Raw genomic sequence first — 23,519 nt, 5'->3', positions numbered from 1 at the left:
CGGGCTGATCGCGGACACCCATGTGCCGGACGCGGCACCGGCGCTTCCGCACGCCGTGCTCGACGCCTTCGCCGGCTGCGACCTGATCCTCCACCAGCGCGCTGATGCCGTACGGCTATCGGGACGTCCTCGGCACGGTCGGCCTCATCCGCCTGGACCAGCGCCGGTTCACCATCACCGTGCTCGAACCGGCCTCTGGCGCGACGCAGTTGGAGCTGAGCGGCCTGGACCGCGAGCGCTCGCCAGAGGCCCGCGTCCAGCCGGCGGGCGCTGACTCCACTGGCGGACAGGATCGTTGACCAGAGGGAAAAATAGAAATAGGTTCTGGTTCTAGAAAGAACCATGCCCTGACGAGAACGGGACAACGATCTTGGAGAAGTTCCGCACCATCCGCGCCGAGCGCGTCGACGGCGTCCTCCGCATCACGCTCAACCGTCCGGAGCGGCGCAACGCCCTGTCGCCGGAGCTGCAGGACGAGCTGCTCGACGCCGTCCGGGAGGCGCAGTACGACACGTCGATCCGAGTGATCCTCATCCGGGGCGCGGGTCCCTCGTTCTGCGCCGGCTACGACCTCGGTCCCGACCCGTCCGCCCCGCCGCGGGCCGACTACAAGATGCCGGAGACGATCGAGGAGGACGTCGCGCTCTGCATGACGTTCGGCGAGAAGTGGGGCAGGCTGTGGCACTCGCGCATCCCGGTGATCGCGCAGGTCCACGGCTACTGCGTGGCCGGCGGCACCGATCTGGCCCTGCACTGCGACATGATCATCGCTGCCGATGACGCGCGGCTCGGCTTCCCGCCGGTCCGCTCGCAGGGCGGGCCGCCCACGCACATGTGGGTCTACCACGCCGGCCCGCAGTGGACGAAGCGCCTGCTCCTCACCGGAGACACGATCTCGGGCAAGAAGGCCGCCGAGGTCGGCCTCGTGCTCGAGTCGGTTCCGGCCGAAGAGCTGGACGACCACGCACTCGCTCTCGCCACCCGTGTCTCGCACATCGGGCACGATCTGCTCGCCCACAACAAGCGGATCGTCAACCTGGCCGTGGAGCTGATGGGCAGGGGCACGATGCAGACGCTCGCGGCGATCCACGACACCCTCGGCCACAACGCGCCGGAGGCGTTCGAGTTCAACGAGCGGCTGCGCACCGACGGGCTCCGCGCCGCGGTGGCCGAACGCGATGGCAAGTTCGCCTGACGCGCCGTCGAAGGCGCGCGGCGCGCCGTCGGAGGTGCGCAGGCCGGCGACGATACTGCACACCTCCGACTGCCACCTCGACCGCGTGGACGGCGGTTCCGCGCAACGCGCCTTCGCGGCGATGGTCGACGCCGCGATCGACCTCGACGTCGACCTCGTCCTGATCGCGGGCGATCTGTTCGACCACGCCCGGATCGGCGACGACGTCCTCGACTGGACCGCACGCCGGCTCGCCGACGTCGGCCGGCCCGTGGTGCTCCTCCCGGGCAACCACGACGTCCTCGACGCCGGCTCCGTGTACCACCGTTTCGACCTGCGCGCCCGCTGCCCGAATCTGCTGTTCCTCGGTGCGCCCGAGGGCCGTGCGGTCGAGGTTCCCGGCACCGACGTGATCGTGTGGGGCCGCGCGATGACGGAACACGCGCCGACGTTCAGGCCGCTGCTGTCGCCGCCGCCCAGGGTGGACGGCCGATGGCTGATCCTCGCCGGGCACGGCTTGGCGGTGCCGAGCGCAGCGGCCGGGTCGGGACGCTCCTCGCCGATCCTCCCCGAGGACCTGGACGATCTCGACGCGGACTACGTCGCGCTGGGATACCTGCATGTGCACGAGATCATCCGCACAAGGCCGCTCACCGCGTACTCCGGCGCGACCGCCCGCTCCCGCGGCGGTATGCCGGGATACGTCCTCGTCCACCTGGTTCCCGGGCGACCCGCCGGCCTGGAGTGGCAGGCGCTACACACCTGAAAGGACCCGGGCCCGGCCGCCGGTTCGGCCGGGCCCGAGGTCCGTCAGAACGTGGGAGGCCGCAGCAGCGCCAGGGCGTTGTCGCGCATGATCTTCTTGCCGTCCGCCGGGTCGAGCCTGTCGAGGTACCGGGCGAAGTCCGCCGGCTGCTCGGTCCCCTCGGCGTGCGGGAAGTCCGATCCGAACAGGACGTGGTCCACGCCGATCAGCCCGGCCAGGGCGGCGATGTCCTCCTCCGGGAACGGCGCCACCCAGAAGTGCCGCTTGAACACCTCGGACGGAAGCTCCTCGACGACCTCGCCGAAGGCCCGGATGTGCCGATCCACGATCCCGCCCGCATGGTCGAGCGTGTGGAGGACGTAGGGCACCCACGCGGCGCCCAGCTCGATGGACATCACGCGCAGGCGAGGGAACCGTCCGAAGACGTTGCCGAGCACGAGCGCAACCGCGGTGTCGATCATGGGCCGGTCACCCGCGAACAGGGAGTAGCGCAGGTTGCCCTCGTACGCGGGATCGCCCTGGCCGTGCCGCTGCCAGAGCATCCTGAACGCGTCGTCGTAGGCGTCGCCGCCTCCGTAGGTGTGATACGCGGCCGGGACGCCGGAGTCGTTCAGCAGCGACCAGAACGGGTCCCAGACCGGGTCGGCGGGCGAGCGGCCGTTGGCGGGGCCGGGCCGCAGCACGACGATGCGGGCTCCCCGGCTCAGGACGAGTTCGAGCTCTTTCGCCGCCTCGACCGGGTCGAGGACCGGGATCGCCGGAGCCGAGTACAGCCGATCCTGGTAGGCGAAGCCCCAGTCCTCCTCGACCCACTGGTTGAAGGCTCTGAATGCCTTGTACGTCATGCGGACGTTGCCGGCGTTGAGGCCCTCGACGCCGACGCCGAGGGTGGGGAAGAGGAACGCGCCCTCCAGCCCTTGCTCGTCCATCACCTTCAGGCGGCTGTCACGCTCCTGGTAGTGGGCCGGCAGCTGTTCGAGGACGCCGTACCGCGACTTGTCGTTCATCCCGACCGCCGTCGAGCCGCGCTCACCCCCACCCGACTCGAGTTCCTTCAGCCGGGCGTGGAAGGCGCCCGGCTTCGTGATGGGGTTGAACGTCGGATTCGGCACGAGCGTCTGCATGACGTTGCCGAACAGGATGTGCCGCCGCTTGCCCTCGGACACCCAGCGCACGAACCGCTTGACCTCGTCGTCCCCGTAACGCGTGAACGCGTCCTCGACCTCGTAGTAGTGGTTGTCCGCGTCGAACAGTCGGTAGTCCATGTGTGCTCCCAGAGGTCGTCCACCGCACCGGCACGCCGGCGCGCAGGGCCACCTCGATCCTAACCAAATTTCCAGAACAAGAACATAGTTTCAGTTATGGTAGGGATCGGCACCGGCGGCTGCGCCTGGGACGGAGGTCAGGAGACGGGGCGTCGGGCGAACAGGATCGCCCCAGGCTTCGGCCCGTCCGGGTTCAGCAGGTGCTGCGCCTCCATGGTGAAGCCCGCCTCGCGAAGCCGGTCGGCCACGTGGGACGGCTTGCGGTAGTGCACGTACGCCTGGACGGGCCGGTCGCCCTCACCGCTCGTCTCGATCTTCGACTCGTCACCGACGTGGAAGCCAGCGGCGAGCACACCGCCCGGCCGCAGGACCCGGTAGAACTGTCCGAGCACGCCCGGCACCGCATCGTCGGGGATGTAGATCAGCGACCACCACGCGAGCACACCGGCCACGGAGCCGTCGGCGAGGTCCAGGTCGGTCATCGAACCGACCTCGAACCGCGCGCCGGGGTGCTCGCGGCGGGCGATCTCGATCATCGCGGGGGACAGGTCGATGCCGAACGCGTCCGCCCCCAGCTCCCGCAGCAGGGCGGTGGTGTGCCCCGGCCCGCAGCCCACGTCGGCGACGGGCCCGCCGCCGATCGCGCGGACCAGATCGGCGAACAGCACCACTCCCGCGCGCACGTGCGGCAGCCTGTCGAGCAGGTCACGGGTCTCATCCGCGTAGCCCACCGCGAGGGCGTCGTAGACCTTCCGGGTATCGCTCAACCAGGTCATCAAAAGACCGTAGCCCGTCAAACCACCCGAGCCGGACGCACCCACCCGAGCAGGCAGAGCCCACTCGACGCCATCAATGCGCAGCGCAGGATGGACCAGTCAGGGCCCGCCGACTCTTGAAGTGGTCACCGGCAGGTGCACCTCGAAGAGGGCGCCGCCGGCGGAGGACTCGCCGATGGTGAGGGTTCCGCCGTGGGCTGTCACGAGGTCCCGGGCTATGGCGAGGCCGAGGCCCGCGCCGCCCTCGTCGCGGCTGCGGGCGTCGTCCAGGCGGACGAAACGCTCGAAGATTCGCTCGCGGTCGCCGGGCGGCACGCCGGGACCGTCGTCGGCGACGCTCACGATTGCCGTGCCGGCCTTCTCGCGGAGCGTCAGCCGGACGGTCGCGTTCGCGTGTCGCTGGGCGTTGTCCAGGAGGTTGCCGATCACCCGTGAGAGGCGTCCCGGCACACCCATGACGTGCGGGTCTGCCTCGATCGACGCCTGGACCGGCAGCCGGTCGACCGGTGCGCGCCGGTCGAGTTCGTCCTGGACCAGGCGGCCGAGCGCCACGGGGCGCTCCGGTGGGCGGTCGCCCGCGTCGATCCGGGCGAGGAGCAGCAGGTCGGCGGCCAGGTCCTGGAGGCGGACGACGTCCTCGGTGAGGCCGTCCACGTCGAGCAGTTCGGGGTGCGCCGCCGCGACCTCCAGCTGGGTGCGCAGCGACGCGATCGGGCTGCGCAGCTCGTGCGAGGCGTCCGCGACGAACCCGCGCTGCTTGGCGACGGAGTCCTCCAGCGCGGCCAGGGTCGCGTTCGTCGTGGCCGCCAGCCCGGCGATCTCGTCCCGCGAGGCCGGGACGGGCACCCGCCTGGCCAGGTCGCCCGCCGCGGTGATCTCGGCCAGCTCCGCCCGGACGGCCTCGACCGGACGCAGCGCCCGCCGCGTGACCAGCCAGGTCACGCCCGCGACGACGGCGAGCAGCAGCGGCAGCCCGGCGAGCATCGTCCGGGTGACGGTGCCGACCGCGTTCCGCGCGGCGGCCAGGTCCGCGCCCGCGTAGACGGTGACGGTCTCGTCCGCGGGCGTCGTCGCCTCTACCGCCGCGAAGCGATAGTCGGCGGTGCGGCCGTCGACGGTGGCGCTGCCGGTGGAGAGGCGCGGGCCGTCGTCGGACACCTCGCCGCGGCCGGGATCGTCGTCGAAGTCGGAATCGTCGTCCGAGTCGCCGTCGGGAGGCGGCGGGGACCGGTCGGGACGCACGGCCGGCGAACCCGTGCCGCTGATCGCCTTCAGGTCCTCGCTGGCGGCGCGAACGCGTCCGTGCTCGTCCACGACCTGTACCGGGTGCTCGTCGCCGTCCGGCAGGTCGAGGCTCCGGTACGGGGTGCCGGTCGCCAGCTGCGACGCGACCTCCCGGGCCGTCACCTCCGCCGACAGATCGGCCTGCCCGCCGAGGTTCGCGCGGAGCAGCAGCACGACCGCCAGCCCGGCCGCGACCAGCGCGACCGCCACCACGGCGGTCGCGCCGAGCGTCGTCCGCGCCCGGACGGACGAGAACCGCCGCCCCACGTCAGGCGCCCCCGTCCCGGGCCAGCCGGTATCCCGCGCCGCGCACCGTCGTGATCGACCGGCGCCCGAACGGGACGTCCAGCTTGCGGCGCAGCGCGCTCACGTACACCTCGACGATGTTGGGGTCCCCGGCGTAGGCGAAGTCCCAGACCGCCTCCATGATCTGCGTCTTCGACACGACCTGGCCCGCGTTCGAGGCCAGATGCTCCAGCACGGCGAACTCCTTGGCGGTCAGCTCCACCTCCGCCTCGCCCCGGAACACCCGCCGCGCGCCAGGGTCGACGGTGAGGTCGCCCAGCACGATGCTCGGGGCCGCGCCGCGCGTCCGGCGGCGGAGCAGGGCGCGGATGCGGGCGACGAGCACCACGTACGAGAACGGCTTGGTGAGGTAGTCGTCCGCGCCCGTGTCCAGGCCCTCTGCCTCGTCGTACTCGCCGTCCTTGGCGGTCAGCATCAGGATCGGCGTGTCGTCGCCCGCCGCCCGCAGTGCCGCGCACACCCGGTAGCCGTTCATCCCGGGCAGCATGATGTCGAGGATGATCAGGTCGAACTCCCCGCCGAGCGCAAGGTCGAGCCCCTCGGCGCCGTCGTGGACGGTCTCGACCACGAACCCCTCGGCCGTCAGCCCGCGGGCGAGGGGACGTGGCCAGGCGTTTCTCGTCCTCCACGAGCAGCAGGCGCATGGCCCCCAGCCTGCCAAACCGTCCCTGAAGAAGGCTTCAGGAAGCTTCAGGGCGGCTACAGGAACCAGCGGCATCGTCGATGACGCACGGGGCGGCCGGACCGGCCGGCCGCCTGCGACACCTGGAGGGTGCTAATGAGGTTCGACCCACGGCGCTTCGTCTCCGGACGCGGGCTGCTGGTCACGGTGGTCGCCGCGGGCGTCATCGCCGGCGGGGGAGCGGCCACCGCGTTCGCGGCCCACGACGACGGCCCCGGAACCCCGGCGTCCCCGTCCGGCGGCGCGTCCCCCGAGACCTCGGTCACGGAGGCGGCGGCCGCGGCGCTGAAGGCGGTCCCCGGCACGATCGAAGAGATCGAGCTGGACGGCGACGACGGCAGGCGCACTTGGGAGGTCGACGTCCTCGCTGGCAACGGCGGCTTGCGGGACGTGAGGGTCGACCCCCGCACCGGCGAGATTCTCTCCAACCGCGCGGCCCGGCCGGACGACGCCGATGACGACGACCGCGACCCGTCCACCGCCCTCCGGAAGGCGAAGGTCAGCGCGGCGGAGGCCGCCACGGCCGCGCTGAAGGCGGTCCCCGGCACCGTGACGTCCGTCGACTTCGAGCGGGAGGACGGCAGGTCCGGCTGGGAGGTCGACGTCACCGGCCGGGACGGGATCGAGCGCGAGCTGTTCGTGGACGCCGCCACCGCCAAGGTCGGCACCGACGGGACGGACGAGGACGACGACTGACCCGGAATTGACATGCAGCCATCTGGATGCCTATCGTGACAGGCAACCAGATGGCTGCATTTTGGGACGGTGCATGGACGAGGTCTTCAAGGCGCTCGCCGACGCGAGCCGCCGCCGGCTGCTGGACAGCCTCAACACCCGCAACGGGCAGACCCTCCGGGAACTGTGCGCCGGGCTGGACATGGCCCGGCAGTCGGTCAGCAAGCACCTCGCCGTGCTGGAGGACGCGGGCCTGGTGACCACCATGCGCCGGGGCCGCGAGAAGCTCCACTACCTCGACGCCGCCCCGATCAACGCCATCGCCGACCGCTGGATGAGCCGGTACGACCGCGAGCGGGCCAACGCGCTCGCCGACCTGAAGACCGCATTGGAGCAGGACGCGATGACCGGAAGCGAGTTCGTCTACACCACCTACATCCGCACCACGCCGGAACGGCTCTGGCAGGCCCTCACCGACCCGGCCTTCACCCGCCGCTACTGGGGCGTCGCGTTCGAGACCGACTGGACGCCCGGCGCCACGATCACCTGGCACGAGGAGAACGCGACGATGGCCGACGCGGAGCAGGTCGTCCTCGAAGCCGACCCGCCCCGCCGCCTCTCCTACACCTGGCACACCTTCACCCCGGAATGGGCGAAGGCCGTAGGCGTGGACGAGGAAACGCGCCTCAAACTCCTGGCGGAACCCCGCTCCAAGGTGACCTTCGACATCGAACCGTCCGGCGAGACGACCAAACTGACGGTCGTCCATGAGGGCGGCGAGACCCTCCTGGACATGTCCCGCCACGGATGGCCACAAGTCGTGTCCGGCCTCAAAACCCTCCTGGAGACCGGCGAGCCCCTCCCTGCCGAATGACCGGATGAGCGTCTACCTTCGGCTGGCGCGGAACTCCTCGGCCTCCGCCAACTCGGCGTATTCGAGCAGATGGCTCCCGGCCACCCGCTCCAGCACTCCGCGTACCTCGCCGGGCGTCGCGTAGAAGAACTCCCGCCGGAGATTGACCTGGTTGACGCGCTGCTCGGCGAACTCCTGATGGAGCCGCCCCTCCAGCCCGACCGTGTCCTCGCTGAAGATCAGCGCATGGACGTCGAACTTGAACGGCACGGACGCGTCGCCGAGCTCGCGGACCCGGTCCATCGGGTCCAGCCGCCGGGTCATGCCGATCTTCACCATCCGCTCGCCGAACGCGCCGATGTTGGAGATCACGTACACGTACCCGGCCCGGACCTTCGCGGCCCGGCCCTCCACGTCGCTGATGGCGGCCTCGACGTCCGCCAGCTTCGCGCGCAGGTCCGCGGCCCCGCCGGCGTCGCCGTTGGCCTCCAGCCGGGCGAGGGCCGACTCCACATGTGACCGTTCCTTGAGCAGCCGCGCCTTCTCGCGCTCGAACTCCTTGCGGGCCTTGTCCTCCTCGCGCTGCCGCTCGCGCTCGGCCCGCACCCGCTCCTTCTCCTCCTCCGCCTTCGCCAGGTGATCAGCGGTCAGCCGCAACTCCTTGACGCGGACCTCCCGGTACGGGCGGCTCACCCGGATGTCCATGGTCTTGCCGAGCCGCTCGATGGTCTGCGCGGTCTTGTCCAGCCGGTCGATCGCCGACTGCAGCTTGTACGGGCGCATGGTCCGGACGAGGTTGTCCGCCTCGGCGTTGTAGGCGCGCAGCATCAGCTTGGAGAAGTCGCGGACCATCTTGGCGCCCTGCGCCGCCGAGCCGTTGACCGTCCAGTTCGTCGCGCCGGCGACGGCCTTCCCGCCGCTCGCCATCGACCTGATCCGGTCCTTCAGGCGGGCCAGCTCGGCCTTGTAGGCGACGACGTCCGCGAGCGGGTGCTGGTACTCGTACACCCCGGCCTCCTGGAGGAGCGCGAGGTCCTGCGTCTCGACGATGTCCTGGCGCAGCCGTGTGAGGTCCCTGCGCGCCTTCTCGTTCGCGCGGCGCATGTCGGCGGCCTCGGCCCGCAGCCCCTCGATCTCGGCGGCCACCCGGGGCGCGTCGAGGCCGCCGAGCCGGTCCAGCCACTGCCGCAGCTCCGCGTTCTCGGCCTCCAGCTCTTCGATGCGCTGCCGCTTGCCCCCGAACACGGGCCTCGTCCTGGCCGCGGCGGGCGGCGGCCCCGGAGGCACGGGCGCAGACGTGGGCGGCACGGGCGCGGGTGCAGGCGGTACGGGCGGCGGGGCCGCGGGCGGTGCGAGTGGCGCGGCCGGTGGAGTCGGCGCGGGCGCGGGGATCGGCGGTGCGGGTGCGGGGACCGGGGGTGCGGCCGGGAGCCAGAACCGCCAGCCCGGGGGCGGGGGCGGCCAGGTCGCGTCGGGCTGCCAGCCCGGCGGCGGGGTCCAGCCGGGCGGCGGCGCGGGCCAGGTCGGCGGCGGGTTGTAACGCCACCCCGGCGTCCCGTCCGGCGCCCCGAAGCCTCCCGGACCGGTCACCGCCTGGACGGGGCCGGATCCGGTCGGCTCCGGGTGCACAGGCTCCGGTCGCGCGGGCTCCGGCGTCACCGGCTCCGGCGGGCGGGCGGCGGACTCGATGATCCGCCGGACGTGCGGCGCGTCCTGGTCGTGGACGTCACCGAAGTCGGTTTCGGTCCCGGCGCCGTCGAGCACCACGAGGAACCACCGCTGCTTGTACGACGTGCGCGTCTCGACGGCCGCCACGTCCGCGACGCGGACCTCCTGCCGAGGCCCCTCCCTGACGAGGTCAGGCGCCGAGAAGCCCAGAACGCGCCGGTCGGTGACGGCGACGTGGGTGAGCGTCGGCAGCGCCTTGACGGTCGCGGCGAGCGCCAGAAGTGACTCGCCGTCCTTGAGGTAGAGCCCGATCGAGCGCAGCAGGCGGTCCGTTTCACCTGGCTCGACCTCGACCCCGATGTAGCCCGGGTGCTGTGCGTCCTGCACCGTCATCGCGTCCTCGCAGCATCGTCTCCGGGCGGGACGGGAGAACGCGCCAATCCGAACCGGCTCCCCGTGCCGCCGTCATCTGGGCAGTCGAGGGGAGCGCTCGACTCCTCTAGGACGGGCCGGTGCGGGTCGTGGTTTACCCGTCACAGGGCGCAATGGCGGCGGTGGGGATCAGAGGCGCATGCCGTTGCTGCCGGGTTCTTCTTCGCCGTCGGTGCTGGGCTCGAGTTCCAGGTACTCGTCGTCGGGCCAGAGGGTGTCGGCGAGGCAGGCGAGGTACTCCTCGTCGACAGGGTCGAGTTCGGCGGTCATCGACTCCGGGTGGACGGCGGCAGAGGCATCGTCGGACGGGGGATCGGGGTCGCGGGCGTGGACGTGAGGCATGGGGCGGAGCAGGTTCGGCAGGCAGAGGCCGAAGAGGGCGGCCAACGCCACGAGGACCAGGACTGTGAGCACACCACACCGTCCTTCCGCGGTCGAGTTCCACATGATTCTTGCGTAAGGAGCAAAACAGTTGAACGCTACCGGGACCACCCGTCGGATGGGAGCCCGACATGCTGATCACCAGAGACGATCGCGCCTTGGAGTCTCAGGTGGACCTGCATACGGTGGGAGCCGGCCGGGATCGTTCAGGACCATCTCGTGCTGCCCCTCTCCCAGGCTGACGCGATACGCGCGCTTCGCGGCCACGACACGCGGGAGGAGGGTGTATGCGGCACCACGGCGTCGGCGGGCCGGGTTGATGGCGGGCGACGTGCAGTGCACGGTCGCCTACGGGGAGCGGAGGGAGCGGGAGCTTCCGGGGCCGCTGGCCGTCTGGGCGGCGGACGAGGGCATGTGGGCTCGGCCGCCGCTAGCGGCAGGTGATCAAGTGGCCCGTCGGTGCAGGTCGTCCGCGAAGGCGGGCAGGGCGGGCAGCCTTCCGGCCCGCCCGGGGCCCGGCGGGACGCGCTGGGGCGCCGCGCGGGGTCAGGCGGCGGGGGCGGGGCGGTGCGGAGCGATCACGCGGCCGTCCGGCAGCAGCTCGCCCGTGTCGTCGAAGACGACGATGCCGTTGCAGAGCAGGCTCCACCCCTGCTCCGGGTGGCTGGCGACGGTGCGGGCGGCCTCGCGGTCGAGGTCGTCCGGCGTCGGGCAGGCCGGCTCGTGCCGGCAGATCGAGTCAGGTTGTGCGGTCACGGTGTCCTCCACGGTGTCCCTGTGATTAAGGACATAGATGCAGCCTGCCGCCGCACGTCCGAAATATGCAAGTCGATGACGGATTCTTTACCGTCAAAGATGTGTGAACCCGGACAAGAGGGGCAATCCGGGGTGTTTCACCGCAGGAGGCCCTCGTCGGGATCGCCGCCGTGGTCGACGTCCAGGCCGACCACCGAGGCGCAGCCTATGCAGATCCACTCCGCGATGACCGCCTCCGGGTTGGTCCCGTGGGTGCGGTACGGGCGGTCGACCCTCCGGCGCCGCATCCCGTGCCCGCAGGACGAGTGCAGCACCCGCCCGCAGGTCGGGCACGGCCACACGTCCTCGCACCGCAGGTCACATCGGGGACACAGGGGCGACTCGTAGGGGCCGGCCATGGCGCCGGGGTCCAGCTCGCCCATCCACTCGTGTTCGAGGTCGAGGTACTCGTCGCCCGGCCAGTGGTGGTCGGCGAGCCACGCCAGGTACTCCTCGTCGCCGGGGCCGAGCACGGCCGTCAGCGACTCGGGGTGCTCGTTCGCCGAGCTGTGTCGGCGCCTGCCGTGCCGCGCCGTGGCCAGGAGCGTCAGGAGGCCGAGGAGCGCGGCCGCGGCCAGGCCGGTGGCCCAGGGCATCGCGGCTTCCTTATGGTCGGGCGGGGGGTGATTTGATCATGAATTCACTTCACAAAACCCTGCGAACGCTACAAGAAAGGTTCTTTACTGAAAAGTCGATCAAAAAGATTCTTTACAGGGGTGGTGGCGGGGGTGCTGTCCGAAACCGGGCCCACCCGCGTCCAGAACCCGTGCGGCCTGCGAGAACCAGCGCGCCCGAGCCTCCTCGCCCCGCTCCGCGGCGGGGGAGGGTTTCACTCTCCGCTGAATCCCGCGCCTCGGCCCCGGCGCCCGAGTAGGGCATCCGGGGCGGTGAGCGGTCCCAGGGGTGTGGTTTTCCGCAGGGCCGGGGTGTGGGGCGCGGCCGGTCAGGCGGGCGGTGCGCACCATGGTGACGGGAGCCGCCGGTTTCTAGCGTCGTCAACATGATCGAAATGGCGTACGCGACGGCCGGGAGCGAGCCCGCCGGCGGCATCGCGGGATGGGCGACCGACCTTATGGACCGGCTCGGCGCGCCGGGCGCCGGGCTGGCGATCGCGCTGGAGAACCTGTTCCCGCCGCTGCCCAGCGAGGTGATCCTGCCGCTGGCCGGGTTCACCGCCGCGCAGGGCCGGATGAGCCTGGCGGCGGCGCTCCTCTGGACGACGCTCGGCAGCATCGCCGGGGCGCTGGCCCTCTACGGGATCGGCGCGCTGATCGGCCGCGACCGGATCCGCGCGCTGGTGGCGCGGCTCCCGCTCGTCAAGCTGTCCGACCTGGACCGGACGGAGGCGTGGTTCGCGCGGCACGGCGCCAAGGCGGTGTTCTTCGGGCGCATGATCCCGATCTTCCGCAGCCTGATCTCCGTCCCGGCCGGGGTGGAGCGGATGCGGATGACGACCTTCCTGATCTACACCGGCCTCGGCAGCCTGCTGTGGAACACGGCGTTCGTCCTGGCCGGGTACGGGCTCGGCGACAACTGGCGGACGGTCGAGGAGTACGTCGGCGTCTACTCCAAGGGGGTGCTCGCGCTGGCGGTCCTGTGCGTCGCCGCGTTCGTCGCCGTGCGTATCGTGAAGGCGCGGCGAAACACCAAGGAACGGCGGAACGCCCCGGAACAGTGGACCGCCCCGCACCAGCGGTACGCGATGGAACAGCGGGCGGACGACGGACGGCGGGCAGGCAGGCATCGGCTGGAGACGTGAGAACCCGAACGTGACCGGATCTTCTGACCGCCGTGGCCCGCGCCGCCGTGGCCCGCGCGCCCTCGTCCGGGCCGCCGCGGGGCTGGCGCTGGGCGCGGCCACCGCCGGTGTGGAGCTGGTCCTGCTAGCGGTGGCGGCGCTCCTGATGGCCTACTCGCTGGCCTTCTCGCGCGGCCAGCGGGTGGTGCCGACGGTCGTCGCGGACGCGGCCGAGGCGGCGACCGAACTGGAACGGTGGCGGCTCCGGAGGTTCCACGGCGAGGACAGGCCCGTCGAGTACGGCCCGCTGAAGGCGCTGGCGTATCTCGTCCTGCGGGTGCCGGTCGGGCTGCTCGGCGCCGTCATCCTGCTGCTGATCGGCTACGGCGGGGCGTTGGCGGTCGCGCTGGCCTGGAGCTGGTGGGTCACCGGCGACTATATGGACGGCATCCCGCCGACCTGGTGGATCGTCCTGTACACGGTGGTCTTCGGGCTGGTGCTGCTGTTCCTGGCCGTCCAAGGGCTGGTCGGGGTCGTCGCGCTGGAGCGGACGGTGGCGCGGCGGTGCCTGGGCCCGAGCCCGCTTGAGGAGTACGAGCGGCGCATCGCGCAGCTGTCCGTCACCCGGGCCGAGGTGGTGGACGCGGTGGACGACGAGCGCCGCCGCATCGAACGCGATCTGCACGACGGCGTCCAGCAGCGGCTCGTCGCGCTCGGCATGCTGATCGGCCGCGCCCGCCGCGCCGGAGACGCGGAGCGGGCCGCCGACCTGCTGAAACAGGCGCACGAGGAGTCGCAGCGCGCCCTGGAGGACCTGCGGGAGGTCACCTGGCGCGTCTATCCGGCCGCGCTGGACGGCGAGGGCCTGCGCGCCGCGCTGGAGACCGTCGCCGAGCGGACCCCGCTGCCGGTGACGATCGCCTACGACGTGCCCGGACGCCCCCCGCACGCGATCGAGACGGCCGCCTACTTCGTCGTCTGCGAGGCCGTCACGAACGCGGCGAAACACTCGGCCGCCCGCCGGGTCCAGGTGGAGGTCACCGGATCGGCGACAATGATCGGCGTGCGCATCGAGGACGACGGCGGCGGCGGGGCCGACCCGCGCGGCGGCGGGCTCGCCGGCCTGGCCCGCCGGGTCGCCGCGCTGGACGGCACGTTCGGCGTGGACAGCCCGCCCGGCGGCCCGACCGTGATCACCGCGGAGCTGCCGTGCGGGTGATGCTGGCCGAGGACTCGACGCTCCTCCGCGAGGGCCTGGTGCGGCTGCTCGCCGAGGAGGGCCACGCCGTGGAGGCGGCGGTCGGCGACGGCGACGCGCTGCTCGCGGCCGTGGCGGCGGGCCCGCCGGACGTCGTGGTCGTCGACGTCCGGATGCCGCCGACCCACACCGACGAGGGCCTGCGCGCCGCGCTGGAGATCAGGGAGCGCTGGCCGGACGTCGGCGTCCTCGTCCTGTCGCAGTACGTCGAGAAGCGCTACGCCACCGAGCTGATCACCGCGGACACGACCGGCGTCGGCTACCTGCTCAAGGACCGCGTCGCCCAGGTGGACGAGTTCCTGGACGCCCTCGACCGCGTCGGTGCGGGCGGCGCGGCCTTCGACCCGGAGGTCGTGCGGCGCCTCCTCGCCGCGCACGGGACCCCGGCCGATCCGCTGTCCCGCCTCACGCCGCGCGAGCGGGACGTCCTCGACAACATGGCACAGGGCCGGACCAACGCCTCGATAGCCGAGATCCTGCACATCTCGCAGAGCGCGGTGGAGAAGCACGTCAACGCGATCTTCGACAAGCTCGACCTGTCGCACGCGACCGGGTACAGCCGCCGCGTCCTCGCCGTCCTGCGCTACCTCGGAACCCCTGGTCAACCCGGCTGAAACTCCCCCAGAAGCGGACTATCAACCCTGAATCGGGTATGGGAGGTGGACCGATCCACCGACCCGCGGAGGGAGGGGCCGTGGCGGACACCAACCGAGGCGTCGTGTACCAGCGGCCGGGCGAGGTCACGGTCGAGGACCTGGACTTCCCGAAGCTCGAGCTGGCCGAGCAGAACGGCCGGAAACTGCAGCACGGCGTCATCCTGAAAGTACTGGCCACCAACATCTGCGGCTCCGACCAGCACATGGTGCGCGGCCGGACCACCGCGCCCGCCGGGCTCACGCTCGGCCACGAGATCACCGGCGAGGTGATCGAGTGCGGCCGGGACGTCGAGTTCATCAAGGAGGGCGACCTCGTCAGCGTCCCGTTCAACATCGCGTGCGGGCGCTGCCGCAACTGCAAGGAGCGCCAGACCGGCGTGTGCGAGAACGTCAACCGGGACCGTCCGGGCGCCGCCTACGGGTACGTCGACATGGGCGGCTGGCACGGCGGCCAGGCCCGCTACGCGGTCGTCCCGTACGCGGACTTCAACCTGCTCAAGTTCCCCGCCGACCGCGACACCGTGATGGCGAAGCTGCAGGACCTGGCGATGCTGTCGGACATCTTCCCGACCGGCTACCACGGCGCCCACACCGCGGGCGTCACCACCGGCTCCACCGTCTACGTGGCGGGCGCGGGCCCGGTCGGGCTCGCCTGCGCCACCGCGTGCCTGCTCCTCGGCGCCGCCGTCGTGATCGTCGGCGACATGAACGCGCAGCGGCTGGAGCAGGCCCGCGGGTTCGGCTGCGAGACGATCGACCTGTCCGCGCACGCCGACGTGCCGGAGCAGCTCGACCAGATCCTCGGCGTCCCCGAGGTGGACGCGGCCGTCGACTGCGTCGGGTTCGAGGCGCGCGGCCACGGCCCGGAGGGATCCGCCGGCGAGCAGCCCGCGACCGTCCTGAACACGCTGATGGACATCACCCGCGCCGCCGGACGGCTCGGCATCCCCGGCCTCTACGTCACCGGCGACCCTGGCGCGCCGGACGAGAACGCCAAGGTCGGGCAGCTCGGCCTGCGCATCGGGCTCGGCTGGGCGAAGTCGCAGGTCCTCACCACGGGACAGTGCCCGGTGATGACCTACAACCGGCAGCTGATGATGGCGATCCTGCACGACCGCGTCCAGATCGCGCGGAACGTCAACGCGTCGGTCATCCCGCTCGACGAGGCGCCCGAGGGCTACGCCGCGTTCGACAAGGGCGCGGCGCACAAGTACATCCTCGACCCGCACGGCCTGGTGGGAGCAGCGGCCTGACCCACCCAGAGATAATGTCCAGAGGGTGCCGGTATCCGAGTACGGCGACTTCATGTCAGGCGCCGAAGTCGCAGCGACGCTCAAGGAATACGACCAACTGCTGGCCGCGCCCTTGGACGACATCGTCGCGCCCCGGCAGCAGGCACTCCCCGACCCCGCCCAGGTCGGGCGGTGGCGGCTGCCGGAGGCCGACCGCGACGCGCTCATCAGATGGGGGTTGCCGAACAGCTCAGGCGGCCTGTTCGACGTCGACTACCAGGACGCCGTCCTGATAGTCGAGAGCGAATTCCCCGGCGAGCACCTCTACGGGCTGGTGAAGTTCAGCAGCGAAGCCCGTGTCGTCGCCGTGGCCGGTACGGGCGCCGTGTACATGCTGCCGCCCCCGCCAATGGACATGGAGGAGGCCGCCGAACTCGAGAGGCGGAATCCGGAATTCGTTGCGCATCACCGGAAGAGGCATCCCGAGTTCCCGTACATGTCACCGAGCCTCTTCAACTCCTCGGTCTCGCTCTTCGTGAACGCGTACTGGCGGTATGAGAGGGCCTCCGGGGTGCTGAGGAAGCTGGTCCTGGGTGCCGATCCATTCGATGTCGCGTGTGTGAACGCCGTGGCCGACCGTCTCGACGCCTTCGTGGAGTGGGTGCGGTCAGCCGATCCGCCCGCCGCCGAAGGCGACGCGGAATGGCCGGAGATCCTCGAGAACTGGTGAGAGCCCGCCGATCCGCGCCGGCGCACGGTGCCCTCCAGGGCCGTGGCAAGGTGGGAGCCTGGGAAACATGAGAGGGGATGCGCCGATGGTCGGCAAGCTGGAATGGGAACCGGCGGGCGAGCGTCCGGAACTGCTCGCGGACGCGGTCGCGGCGGCGATCGGCGGCGTGCCGGGCGCGGAGGTCGCCGAGATCGACCCGGAGCTCGCCGACACGGCCGCGTTCTGCGAGCGCTACGACGTCCCGCTCGACGCCAGCGCCAACTGCGTGGTCGTCGCCGCCAAGCGCGGCGGCGAGGTCACCTACGCCGCGTGCATGATCCTCGCCACCGGGCGCGCGGACGTGAACGGCGTCGTCCGCAAGTGGCTCGGCGCCCGGAAGGCGTCGTTCGCGCCGATGGCCGAGGCGACCGAGCTCACCGGCATGGAGTACGGCGGCATCACCCCGATCGGCCTTCCCGAGGGCTGGCCGATCCTCGTGGACGAGGCCGTTGCCGCAGCCCCGCAGGCAGTGATCGGCAGCGGCCTCCGCAAATCGAAGATCCTCCTGCCCGGCAAGGCGCTCGCGGCCCTTCCCGGCGCCGAGGTCATCGCCCTGGCGCTCTGACGCCGCCCGCGCCGCCGAGCCGATGACCTCCGCCGAGCCGATGACCTCCGCCGCCCTGCGCCGCGCGCTCACCGACCCGGGTCCGCGTCCGCTGCCCGGCAGTGCCGTCCGCCTCCTGGAGGAGCTGGACGCTCCGCCGCGCCTGGCCGCCCATCTGCGCGCCGTCCACGACGTGGCCGCCGAACTGGTCGCCTGGGCCGGGGAACACCATCCGTCGGCGGCCGTGGACGCGGAGGCCGTTCTGTTCGGCGCGGCCACGCACGACATCGGGAAGGCGCGGCATCCGTCCGAACTGTCCGGTCCGGGCGCGGACCACGAGGAAGCCGGATACGAACTGCTCCGCGAGCGCGGTGTCGAGGAGCGCCTGGCCCGCTTCGCGCGCACCCACGCGTCCTGGGACGACCCGGGCACCGGCCTCGACGACCTGCTCGTCAGCCTCGCCGACAAGGTCTGGAAGGCCAAGCGCGTCACCGGCCTCGAACAACGCGTCGTGGACGCGCTCGCCGCCGCCTCCGGCCAGGAACCATGGGAGGTGTTCATGGCCCTGGACGACGTCTGCGACCGCCTCGCCGCCGGCGCCGACCGCCGCCTCGCTTTCCAGTCGGCCTACCCGATCACCTGAAGCCCGGACCGGGCCGGGCTCGGGCCGGGACGGGCCGGTCCGGCGATCAGGTGGGAACCGAGTCGACGGCGTAGCGGGTGCCGCCCACGGCGCGGGCGCGGTCGAGCAGGACCCGGTTGGCGGCGAGCATGTCCGCGACGGGCGCGCACCCGGGCGAAGCCGTGCGCAGGACGCTGAACAGGACGGGATCGTCCGGCACGGCCAGCATCGGCACGTGCCCGACCCGCAGGGCCTTGATCAGGATGACCCCGCTGAGCCCCAGGAAGGCCGTGGTCAGCTCCGCCAGCGTCGCCTCGATCACCTCGGCGGCGCGCGCCGCGGGCAGGAACACCATCGCCCACGGATGCGGGCGCGCCCACTCGCCGAGACCGATCAGCTCCTCGACGTCGGGACGCAAACGGTCGCAGAAGTCCAAGAAGGAGAGCTTTTCGGTCTCCCTGGTGCCGGGCGGCGGCTCGGCCTCGTCCCCATAACGGACGATCTTGGCCTCGTACACCCACCCGCCGCCGTCCTCGGACGGCTTGACCTGCGCCGAGATGTCGTCCGCCGGTATCTCGCGCTGGACGCGCAGCACGTCCTCGGCGTCCCGGCAGGGGATGGTGCAGCACAGCACCCGCTCCGGCGCCGGGACCAGCGGAATCGTCGCCCGCGTGATGACGCCGTGCCGCCCGAGCCCCGCGCGGACGGCGTCGAACAGGCCGGGCCGGACGGCGGGGGAGCAGACCACGGGCTCGCCGTCCACGACGACGTCGAGGGCGAGCACGTTCTCGGCCTGGACGCCGCGCACGTGGGACGTCCCGCCGACGCCGCCCGCGGAGATCGTCCCGCCGACCGTCACGTCGAGGTAGTCGGTCAGCACCGGCGGGGCCAGCCCGTGGGGGAGCGTCGCGGTGAGCACGTCGCGCCACCGCGTTCCGGCGGCGGCGACCGCATGTCGCGCGCCGACCTCGACACCGGTCAGCTCGCGCAGATCGATCGACACGCCCGCGGTGAGCGACTGCCCGTAGGTCGAGTGCCCGAGACCGCGCGGCACCACGTCCAGCCCCTGGGCGGCGGCCTCGCGGACGGCGCGCGCCACCTCGCCCGCCGACCTCGGCCGGACGACGCGGACCGGGGACCGCTCCACGATCCCGCCGAAGTCACGCATGCGCACCGCCTCCCGGCCGCCGCGCGGTCATCGCTGCCGGAGGCGGTCGGCGACGCGGCCGAGGGCATCGCCCAGCAGGTCGATCTCCTCGGGGGCCAGCACCTCGATCAGCGTCTCGCGGACGACGCGGCGGTGCCCGGGACGGACCTTGGCCAGCACCTCGGCGCCCTCGTCGGTCAGCTCGGCCCACACCGACCGCCGGTCGGCCTCGTTGCCGGTCCGGCGGACGAGCCCGGCGCGTTCGAGCTGCGTGACCTGGTAGGTGAGCCGGCTCTTGGACACCATCACCACGCGGGCGAGGTCGGACATGCGCAGCCGGTTGCCCTCGGCGAGGCTCAGCCCGACGAGCACCTCGAACTCGGCGTGGGAGAGTCCGCCCTCTCGTTTGAGCTGCCGCTCGATCTCGTGGTCGATCAGGTGCCCGGCGGCCAGGAAGGCCATCCAGGCGCGCAGCTCCCGCGGTGCGAGGGCGTCCCGGGGTTGGTTCATGCGGTGATTCTAGGTGGCCTGGTGATTCTAGTTGGTTAGAAGGCGAACTGAATTTTCAAGATGGTCTGGATTTGAATCAAGTCTGCTAGCGTCGGAGGAAGTTCATATTTGAACCTTCAACAAGAGGAGTCCGAGGCATGCTCCCGCCCCGCCGCTTTCCCGCCATCTCCGACACCGGCCTGCTGATCGGACGGGTGGCGATCGGTGCCATGTTCACCGCACACGGCTGGAAGAAGTTCTCCGACGAAGGGCACTCCGAGGTGGCCGCCGGCTTCGACCAGCTCGGCATCCCGCTGCCGGAGATCTCGGCCTACTTCACCACCTATGTCGAGCTGGTGGGCGGCATCGCGCTGATCATCGGCCTGCTGGTGCCCGTCGTCGCGTTGCTGCACGCCGTGAACATGGCGGGCGCGTTCTACTACGTCCACATGGACAAGGGCTTTTTCCTGGACAAGGGCGGCTACGAGTACGTGATGGTCCTCTTCGGGGCGTCGCTGCTCCTCGCCGGGACCGGCGCCGGACGATTCTCGCTGGACGGCCTGCTCTGGGGCCGCCGCCGTGGTGAGAACGCTCCAGAACGCGAGTCCGTCCCCGCCTGACCCCGGCCCGGGCCTCGGCGGCCCGCCCTGGCTGCCCCGGCCCGGCCCGTCCAACCTTGCCCAGCCTCTCCAACCCTGCCTGGCCTGTCCAACCCTGTCCCACCCTGCTTGACCCGGCCCGAACAAGCTTGACCACGCCAGACCCGGCCCGGCCCCCACCCGGCCGGTCTGGCCTTCGGCCGACGCGCTCTCCGCCCCAGGGGCGTCGGCCCGTTCGCCCGGCCCGTCCACGGCCCGGAGGCGCAGGATCTCCGCTCACTGAGATCCCGCGCCATGGACGTGGACGGGCTGGAGGCGCGGCACGCACCGCCGACCCTCGCCGACCCCTCCGGCCGCCGACCCGCCGAGCGCGGCGCCCCCGTGGTCACACGCCTCGCTCTCCAGCGCTCCTGACTCTGTGCATCGTTCTGGCACCGTCCGTGAGCGTCGTCGCGTACGATGCCCATGCGGGCCAGGTGTGATCTAGGTAACTCTGTTCGCGCGAGTCACCCCGAGCGTGACGGCGCGGTAAACAAGAGTTGCCTGCCGAGAAAGGAATATGGCTCGATCCAATCCTCTTGGATGGCCGCCCGCTCGCCTGACAACCCCCTTTTCAGGACATCTCCCCTTAACGTCGAAGTGACAAGATGTTCCTGATGTCCGTTTCTGGGCATGGTGATCACTGGGAGTTCCTGGAGAGGCGGGTCGCAGTGTCGCGCGGTAGTGAGTTCGTAGTGGTGGCCAATCGGCTTCCGGTCGACCGGACCGTCGGGGCGGACGGTGTGCCGCGCTGGCGGCGAAGTCCTGGCGGCCTGGTCAGCGCCATCGCCCCGGTGATGCGGCGCAGGAAGGGGACCTGGATCGGCTGGACGGGCGCGCCCGACGAGCGCCTGCAGCCGTTCGAGGAGGACGGCATGGCGCTGCACCCCATCACCCAGACCGCACGGGAGGTGGAGCTGTACTACGAGGGCTTCTCGAACGCCACCCTCTGGCCGCTCTACCACGACGTCGTCGCCCCGCCGGTCTACGACCGCGCGATGTGGGACGCCTACGTCCAGGTGAACCGGCGGTTCGCGGAGGCGGCGGCGGAGGTCGCGGCCGAGAAGGGCGTCGTCTGGGTGCAGGACTACCAGCTCCAGCTCGTCCCGCGGATGCTGCGCGAGCTGCGTCCCGACCTGCGCATCGGGTTCTTCCTGCACATCCCGTTCCCGCCGCTGGAGCTGTTCTGGCAGCTGCCGTGGCGGCGGCAGATCCTGGAGGGGCTGCTCGGCGCCGACCTGGTCGGCTTCCAGCTCCCGGGCGCGGCGTCCAACTTCGTGCGGCTCTGCCGGCGGCTCCTGGACGCCCGCTACGTCAAGCAGGACGTCTACTGGGACGACCGCGTCGTCCGGGCCCGCGCGTTCCCCATCTCCGTGGACGTGGGCGAGCTGAACGATCTGGTGGGGCGTCCGGACGTCCAGGAGCGGGCGCAGGAGATCCGGACGGACCTGGGCGACGCGACGGTCCTGCTCGGCGTGGACCGGCTCGACTACACCAAGGGCATCACGCAGCGCCTGCAGGCGTTCGGGGAGCTGTTCGAGGACGGCCGCCTCAAGCCGGGGCAGGCCGTGTTCGTGCAGATCGCGACGCCGAGCCGGGAGCGGGTCGAGCAGTACCAGCTGCTGAGGGAGGAGATCGAACAGCAGGTAGGCCGCATTAACGGCGAATACGGCGAAATCGGATTTCCGGTCGTCCACTATCTGCACAGTTCGTACGACCGTGCGGAACTGACCGCCCTCTACCTCGCCGCCGATGTGATGGTCGTCACACCACTGCGGGACGGCATGAACCTCGTCGCCAAGGAGTACGTGGCATGCCGCAAGGACCTGCGCGGCGCGCTCGTGCTCAGCGAGTTCACCGGCGCCGCGGCCGAGCTCAAGCGCGGCGCGTTCCAGGTCAACCCGTACGACATCGACGGGCTCAAGGGCACGCTGCTCGCCGCGCTCGACGCCGATCCGGCCGACCAGGCGCGGCGGATGCGCACCATGCGCCGCCGCGTGATCGAGCACGACGTGGACCGCTGGGCCCAGGACTTCCTCAGCGAGCTGGAGCGTCCTGGGGTCCGGCTGGAGCAGGCGGAGCATATTCCGGCGCTGGAGGGCTGACCCGCAGGTCGAAGGCGGCCCAGACGGCCTTCCCGCCGGTGGCGAGCCGAGCCCAGCCCCACGCGTCGCTGAGGGCGCCGACGACCAGCAGGCCGCGGCCGCCCTCGACGAACCCGGCCGGGTCGCTCGGGACGGGCTCGGGCGCCCGCCCGCCCGGGTCGGTCACCGAGACGACGAGCCGCCTCGGGTGCCCGATCAGGACGACCTGGATGGGGCACAGCGGCAGCGGCTGGGGGAGCCCCTCCAGGCCGTGCCGCAGCGCGTTGGTCACCAGCTCCGACACCGCGATGACGACGTCGCCCGCGGCGCCGGACATGCCCCAGCCGTCCAGCGTGAGCTGGGTGAACTCGCGCGCGGCGCGGGGCGAGGTGATCTCCGCGGGGAACACCTTGCGGGCCATGCGCGGGGTGCCGGAGTGCGGCGCGGGCCAGAGCCCGGCCAGCCCCGGCACGGCGACCGGGGTGCTGGCGGGCCCGTGCGCGGGGCCGCTCGCGGAGACGTTCGTCGGGGTGTTCGGGCCGAGCGGCGCAGGAGGCGCATCGGGCCACGGATGGAGAGCCGGGGCGTGCCGCGGCCTGCCGCCCGCCATGGCGGCGGGTGCTGCGACTTCGTCTGCCTGGTCAACGGTCATGGTCAACAACCTCAGAGGCGTGCGGGGTGGTCACCGGCGAGCGTTCGCTATCTTGCTCCTCAAGTCGTGCAGATGCAAGACCGTCTGCATGAACCGATGCAAGAACGAATGCACGTGCATCTCGTACCATCGTGTGGGGTGGGGCGAGATCGCAGCCTCCCGCGTGGAGGTTGAGACGCCTAGAGGGGGCAGACCAACGATGGACGGCCAACAGCTGCTGGACGTCTGGCGCGGCGAACTCGTGTGGCAGAAGAGCCGGCGGAGCAATCCGTCCGGCAACTGCGTCGAGATGGCAGAACTCCCCAGCGGGGAGATCGCCGTGCGCAACTCCCGCGATCCCGAGGGAGCCGTGCTCGTCTATACGCGCGAGGAGGTGGAGGCCTTCGTCGGAGGAGCCAAGGACGGCGACTTCGATCACATGCTCGTCTGACCACCGGCCGGCCCGCTCTACCGAACGGGAACCCATCCCCGGCCGCCAGGCCGGTACCGTCCGGCCGATGCACCTTGGGCAGAACCCCGCTTAGAAGCCCGACAAGCCCGCCGTCATCGTGGCGGGCTCCGGGAGGACCGTCACCTCCCGGTAATCGAATGAGGAGTCCGACCGGCTCGCGCAGCTGCTCCCCGCGTGGAGGG

26 protein-coding genes are annotated in these 23,519 nt (G+C 71.5%); 15 read left to right on the top strand and 11 right to left on the bottom strand.

Annotated elements, in window-relative coordinates:
• The first annotated feature begins 104 nt into the window (after nucleotides 1-104).
• The 3 genes from ACH34S_RS13025 (at nucleotide 105) to ACH34S_RS13015 (ending at nucleotide 1,940) form a co-directional block, all read left to right on the top strand.
• On the top strand, nucleotides 105-299 hold the full coding sequence (locus ACH34S_RS13025) for a hypothetical protein (protein WP_395952814.1): 195 nt from the start codon (nucleotides 105-107) through the stop codon (nucleotides 297-299).
• A gap of 71 nt (nucleotides 300-370) precedes the next feature.
• The gene (locus ACH34S_RS13020; RefSeq protein WP_395952813.1) at nucleotides 371-1,195 is read left to right on the top strand and encodes a crotonase/enoyl-CoA hydratase family protein; all 825 of its coding nucleotides are present in this window, start codon (nucleotides 371-373) and stop codon (nucleotides 1,193-1,195) included.
• On the top strand, nucleotides 1,179-1,940 hold the full coding sequence (locus ACH34S_RS13015) for an exonuclease SbcCD subunit D (protein WP_395952812.1): 762 nt from the start codon (nucleotides 1,179-1,181) through the stop codon (nucleotides 1,938-1,940). The genes ACH34S_RS13020 and ACH34S_RS13015 overlap by 17 nt, the downstream gene beginning before the upstream one ends.
• 44 nt (nucleotides 1,941-1,984) lie before the next feature.
• On the opposite strand, the gene ACH34S_RS13010 is transcribed toward ACH34S_RS13015, so the two are convergent.
• The 4 genes from ACH34S_RS13010 to ACH34S_RS12995 form a co-directional block, all read right to left on the bottom strand.
• Complete coding sequence (locus tag ACH34S_RS13010) at nucleotides 1,985-3,205, bottom strand: amidohydrolase family protein (RefSeq protein ID WP_395952811.1); 1,221 nt, start codon at nucleotides 3,203-3,205, stop codon at nucleotides 1,985-1,987.
• 137 nt (nucleotides 3,206-3,342) lie between these two features.
• Entirely contained in the window at nucleotides 3,343-3,981 is a 639-nt protein-coding gene (locus ACH34S_RS13005) for a class I SAM-dependent DNA methyltransferase (RefSeq protein WP_395952810.1), read from the bottom strand.
• A gap of 99 nt (nucleotides 3,982-4,080) precedes the next feature.
• Nucleotides 4,081-5,532, bottom strand: a complete 1,452-nt coding sequence (locus tag ACH34S_RS13000; RefSeq protein WP_395952809.1) for an ATP-binding protein — start codon at nucleotides 5,530-5,532, stop codon at nucleotides 4,081-4,083.
• A gap of 1 nt (nucleotide 5,533) precedes the next feature.
• Nucleotides 5,534-6,139, bottom strand: a complete 606-nt coding sequence (locus tag ACH34S_RS12995) for a response regulator transcription factor (RefSeq protein WP_395952808.1) — start codon at nucleotides 6,137-6,139, stop codon at nucleotides 5,534-5,536.
• 210 nt (nucleotides 6,140-6,349) lie between these two features.
• Between ACH34S_RS12995 and ACH34S_RS12990 the strand changes: the two genes are divergently transcribed.
• Nucleotides 6,350-6,949: a PepSY domain-containing protein gene (locus ACH34S_RS12990; protein ID WP_395952807.1), complete on the top strand. Its 600-nt coding sequence runs from the start codon at nucleotides 6,350-6,352 to the stop codon at nucleotides 6,947-6,949.
• A gap of 73 nt (nucleotides 6,950-7,022) precedes the next feature.
• Nucleotides 7,023-7,802 carry an ArsR/SmtB family transcription factor gene (locus tag ACH34S_RS12985; protein ID WP_395952805.1) on the top strand — a complete coding sequence of 260 codons (780 nt, stop codon included), beginning with the start codon at nucleotides 7,023-7,025 and terminating at the stop codon, nucleotides 7,800-7,802.
• Between the two features lie 12 nt (nucleotides 7,803-7,814).
• On the opposite strand, the gene ACH34S_RS12980 is transcribed toward ACH34S_RS12985, so the two are convergent.
• The 4 genes from ACH34S_RS12980 to ACH34S_RS12965 all read right to left on the bottom strand — a co-directional run bounded on the left by ACH34S_RS12980 (nucleotide 7,815) and on the right by ACH34S_RS12965 (nucleotide 11,653).
• A complete protein-coding gene (locus ACH34S_RS12980) occupies nucleotides 7,815-9,842 on the bottom strand; it encodes a DUF4041 domain-containing protein (protein ID WP_395952804.1) in 2,028 nt (675 codons plus the stop codon).
• A 168-nt stretch (nucleotides 9,843-10,010) separates the two neighbouring features.
• A complete protein-coding gene (locus ACH34S_RS12975) occupies nucleotides 10,011-10,295 on the bottom strand; it encodes a hypothetical protein (RefSeq protein WP_395952803.1) in 285 nt (94 codons plus the stop codon).
• 513 nt (nucleotides 10,296-10,808) lie between these two features.
• On the bottom strand, nucleotides 10,809-10,997 hold the full coding sequence (locus ACH34S_RS12970; RefSeq protein ID WP_395953319.1) for a DUF5999 family protein: 189 nt from the start codon (nucleotides 10,995-10,997) through the stop codon (nucleotides 10,809-10,811).
• A 158-nt stretch (nucleotides 10,998-11,155) separates the two neighbouring features.
• Entirely contained in the window at nucleotides 11,156-11,653 is a 498-nt protein-coding gene (locus tag ACH34S_RS12965) for a hypothetical protein (protein WP_395952802.1), read from the bottom strand.
• 404 nt (nucleotides 11,654-12,057) lie between these two features.
• On the opposite strand from ACH34S_RS12965, the gene ACH34S_RS12960 reads away from it, so the two are divergent.
• The 7 genes from ACH34S_RS12960 (at nucleotide 12,058) to ACH34S_RS12930 (ending at nucleotide 17,897) form a co-directional block, all read left to right on the top strand.
• Nucleotides 12,058-12,816, top strand: a complete 759-nt coding sequence (locus tag ACH34S_RS12960) for a DedA family protein (protein ID WP_395952801.1) — start codon at nucleotides 12,058-12,060, stop codon at nucleotides 12,814-12,816.
• Between the two features lie 10 nt (nucleotides 12,817-12,826).
• Entirely contained in the window at nucleotides 12,827-14,014 is a 1,188-nt protein-coding gene (locus ACH34S_RS12955) for a histidine kinase (protein WP_395952800.1), read from the top strand.
• Nucleotides 14,005-14,667, top strand: coding sequence for a response regulator (locus tag ACH34S_RS12950; RefSeq protein ID WP_395952799.1), 663 nt, complete (start codon nucleotides 14,005-14,007; stop codon nucleotides 14,665-14,667). The genes ACH34S_RS12955 and ACH34S_RS12950 overlap by 10 nt, the downstream gene beginning before the upstream one ends.
• Before the next feature lie 80 nt (nucleotides 14,668-14,747).
• The gene (gene fdhA / locus ACH34S_RS12945) at nucleotides 14,748-15,962 is read left to right on the top strand and encodes a formaldehyde dehydrogenase, glutathione-independent (protein WP_395952798.1); all 1,215 of its coding nucleotides are present in this window, start codon (nucleotides 14,748-14,750) and stop codon (nucleotides 15,960-15,962) included.
• A gap of 25 nt (nucleotides 15,963-15,987) precedes the next feature.
• Complete coding sequence (locus ACH34S_RS12940) at nucleotides 15,988-16,671, top strand: SUKH-4 family immunity protein (protein WP_395952797.1); 684 nt, start codon at nucleotides 15,988-15,990, stop codon at nucleotides 16,669-16,671.
• 85 nt (nucleotides 16,672-16,756) lie between these two features.
• The gene (locus ACH34S_RS12935) at nucleotides 16,757-17,275 is read left to right on the top strand and encodes a YbaK/EbsC family protein (RefSeq protein ID WP_395953318.1); all 519 of its coding nucleotides are present in this window, start codon (nucleotides 16,757-16,759) and stop codon (nucleotides 17,273-17,275) included.
• A 22-nt stretch (nucleotides 17,276-17,297) separates the two neighbouring features.
• On the top strand, nucleotides 17,298-17,897 hold the full coding sequence (locus tag ACH34S_RS12930) for an HD domain-containing protein (RefSeq protein ID WP_395952796.1): 600 nt from the start codon (nucleotides 17,298-17,300) through the stop codon (nucleotides 17,895-17,897).
• Between the two features lie 46 nt (nucleotides 17,898-17,943).
• Here the strand turns inward: ACH34S_RS12930 and ACH34S_RS12925 are convergent, their stop codons facing one another.
• The gene (locus ACH34S_RS12925) at nucleotides 17,944-19,044 is read right to left on the bottom strand and encodes an FAD-binding protein (RefSeq protein ID WP_395952795.1); all 1,101 of its coding nucleotides are present in this window, start codon (nucleotides 19,042-19,044) and stop codon (nucleotides 17,944-17,946) included.
• Between the two features lie 27 nt (nucleotides 19,045-19,071).
• The gene (locus ACH34S_RS12920) at nucleotides 19,072-19,533 is read right to left on the bottom strand and encodes a MarR family winged helix-turn-helix transcriptional regulator (protein WP_395952794.1); all 462 of its coding nucleotides are present in this window, start codon (nucleotides 19,531-19,533) and stop codon (nucleotides 19,072-19,074) included.
• A gap of 137 nt (nucleotides 19,534-19,670) precedes the next feature.
• Here ACH34S_RS12920 and ACH34S_RS12915 point away from each other — a divergent pair, with 137 nt between their 5' ends.
• Entirely contained in the window at nucleotides 19,671-20,132 is a 462-nt protein-coding gene (locus ACH34S_RS12915) for a DoxX family protein (RefSeq protein ID WP_395952793.1), read from the top strand.
• 689 nt (nucleotides 20,133-20,821) lie between these two features.
• Nucleotides 20,822-22,255 carry a trehalose-6-phosphate synthase gene (locus ACH34S_RS12910; RefSeq protein WP_395953317.1) on the top strand — a complete coding sequence of 478 codons (1,434 nt, stop codon included), beginning with the start codon at nucleotides 20,822-20,824 and terminating at the stop codon, nucleotides 22,253-22,255.
• On the opposite strand, the gene ACH34S_RS12905 is transcribed toward ACH34S_RS12910, so the two are convergent.
• Nucleotides 22,188-22,886, bottom strand: coding sequence for an ATP-binding protein (locus ACH34S_RS12905; RefSeq protein ID WP_395952792.1), 699 nt, complete (start codon nucleotides 22,884-22,886; stop codon nucleotides 22,188-22,190). The genes ACH34S_RS12910 and ACH34S_RS12905 overlap by 68 nt on opposite strands.
• Nucleotides 22,887-23,085: 199 nt before the next feature.
• Here ACH34S_RS12905 and ACH34S_RS12900 point away from each other — a divergent pair, with 199 nt between their 5' ends.
• On the top strand, nucleotides 23,086-23,316 hold the full coding sequence (locus ACH34S_RS12900; protein WP_121434796.1) for a DUF397 domain-containing protein: 231 nt from the start codon (nucleotides 23,086-23,088) through the stop codon (nucleotides 23,314-23,316).
• The last annotated feature ends 203 nt before the right edge of the window (nucleotides 23,317-23,519 follow it).

The sequence above is a fragment of the Actinomadura sp. 3N508 genome (genome assembly GCF_044326375.1).
Classification (GTDB): Bacteria; Actinomycetota; Actinomycetes; order Streptosporangiales; family Streptosporangiaceae; genus Spirillospora.
Note: the sequence above shows the minus strand (reverse complement) of the source record. Positions and strands in the feature narration are given on the sequence as shown.

What these genes read in the sequence shown, in the direction of transcription:
- ACH34S_RS13015 (WP_395952812.1), top strand. Translation starts at nt 1,179, where the DNA reads ATGGCAAGTTCGCCTGACGCGCCGTCGAAGGCGCGCGGCGCGCCGTCG.
- ACH34S_RS12980 (WP_395952804.1), bottom strand. Translation starts at nt 9,842, where the DNA reads ATGACGGTGCAGGACGCACAGCACCCGGGCTACATCGGGGTCGAGGTC.
- ACH34S_RS12930 (WP_395952796.1), top strand. Translation starts at nt 17,298, where the DNA reads ATGACCTCCGCCGAGCCGATGACCTCCGCCGCCCTGCGCCGCGCGCTC.
- ACH34S_RS12990 (WP_395952807.1), top strand. Translation starts at nt 6,350, where the DNA reads ATGAGGTTCGACCCACGGCGCTTCGTCTCCGGACGCGGGCTGCTGGTC.
- ACH34S_RS12900 (WP_121434796.1), top strand. Translation starts at nt 23,086, where the DNA reads ATGGACGGCCAACAGCTGCTGGACGTCTGGCGCGGCGAACTCGTGTGG.
- ACH34S_RS12935 (WP_395953318.1), top strand. Translation starts at nt 16,757, where the DNA reads ATGGTCGGCAAGCTGGAATGGGAACCGGCGGGCGAGCGTCCGGAACTG.
- ACH34S_RS13005 (WP_395952810.1), bottom strand. Translation starts at nt 3,981, where the DNA reads ATGACCTGGTTGAGCGATACCCGGAAGGTCTACGACGCCCTCGCGGTG.
- ACH34S_RS12905 (WP_395952792.1), bottom strand. Translation starts at nt 22,886, where the DNA reads ATGACCGTTGACCAGGCAGACGAAGTCGCAGCACCCGCCGCCATGGCG.
- ACH34S_RS12960 (WP_395952801.1), top strand. Translation starts at nt 12,058, where the DNA reads ATGATCGAAATGGCGTACGCGACGGCCGGGAGCGAGCCCGCCGGCGGC.
- ACH34S_RS12915 (WP_395952793.1), top strand. Translation starts at nt 19,671, where the DNA reads ATGCTCCCGCCCCGCCGCTTTCCCGCCATCTCCGACACCGGCCTGCTG.
- ACH34S_RS12985 (WP_395952805.1), top strand. Translation starts at nt 7,023, where the DNA reads ATGGACGAGGTCTTCAAGGCGCTCGCCGACGCGAGCCGCCGCCGGCTG.
- ACH34S_RS13010 (WP_395952811.1), bottom strand. Translation starts at nt 3,205, where the DNA reads ATGGACTACCGACTGTTCGACGCGGACAACCACTACTACGAGGTCGAG.
- ACH34S_RS13025 (WP_395952814.1), top strand. Translation starts at nt 105, where the DNA reads ATGCCGTACGGCTATCGGGACGTCCTCGGCACGGTCGGCCTCATCCGC.
- ACH34S_RS12920 (WP_395952794.1), bottom strand. Translation starts at nt 19,533, where the DNA reads ATGAACCAACCCCGGGACGCCCTCGCACCGCGGGAGCTGCGCGCCTGG.
- ACH34S_RS12965 (WP_395952802.1), bottom strand. Translation starts at nt 11,653, where the DNA reads ATGCCCTGGGCCACCGGCCTGGCCGCGGCCGCGCTCCTCGGCCTCCTG.
- ACH34S_RS12925 (WP_395952795.1), bottom strand. Translation starts at nt 19,044, where the DNA reads ATGCGTGACTTCGGCGGGATCGTGGAGCGGTCCCCGGTCCGCGTCGTC.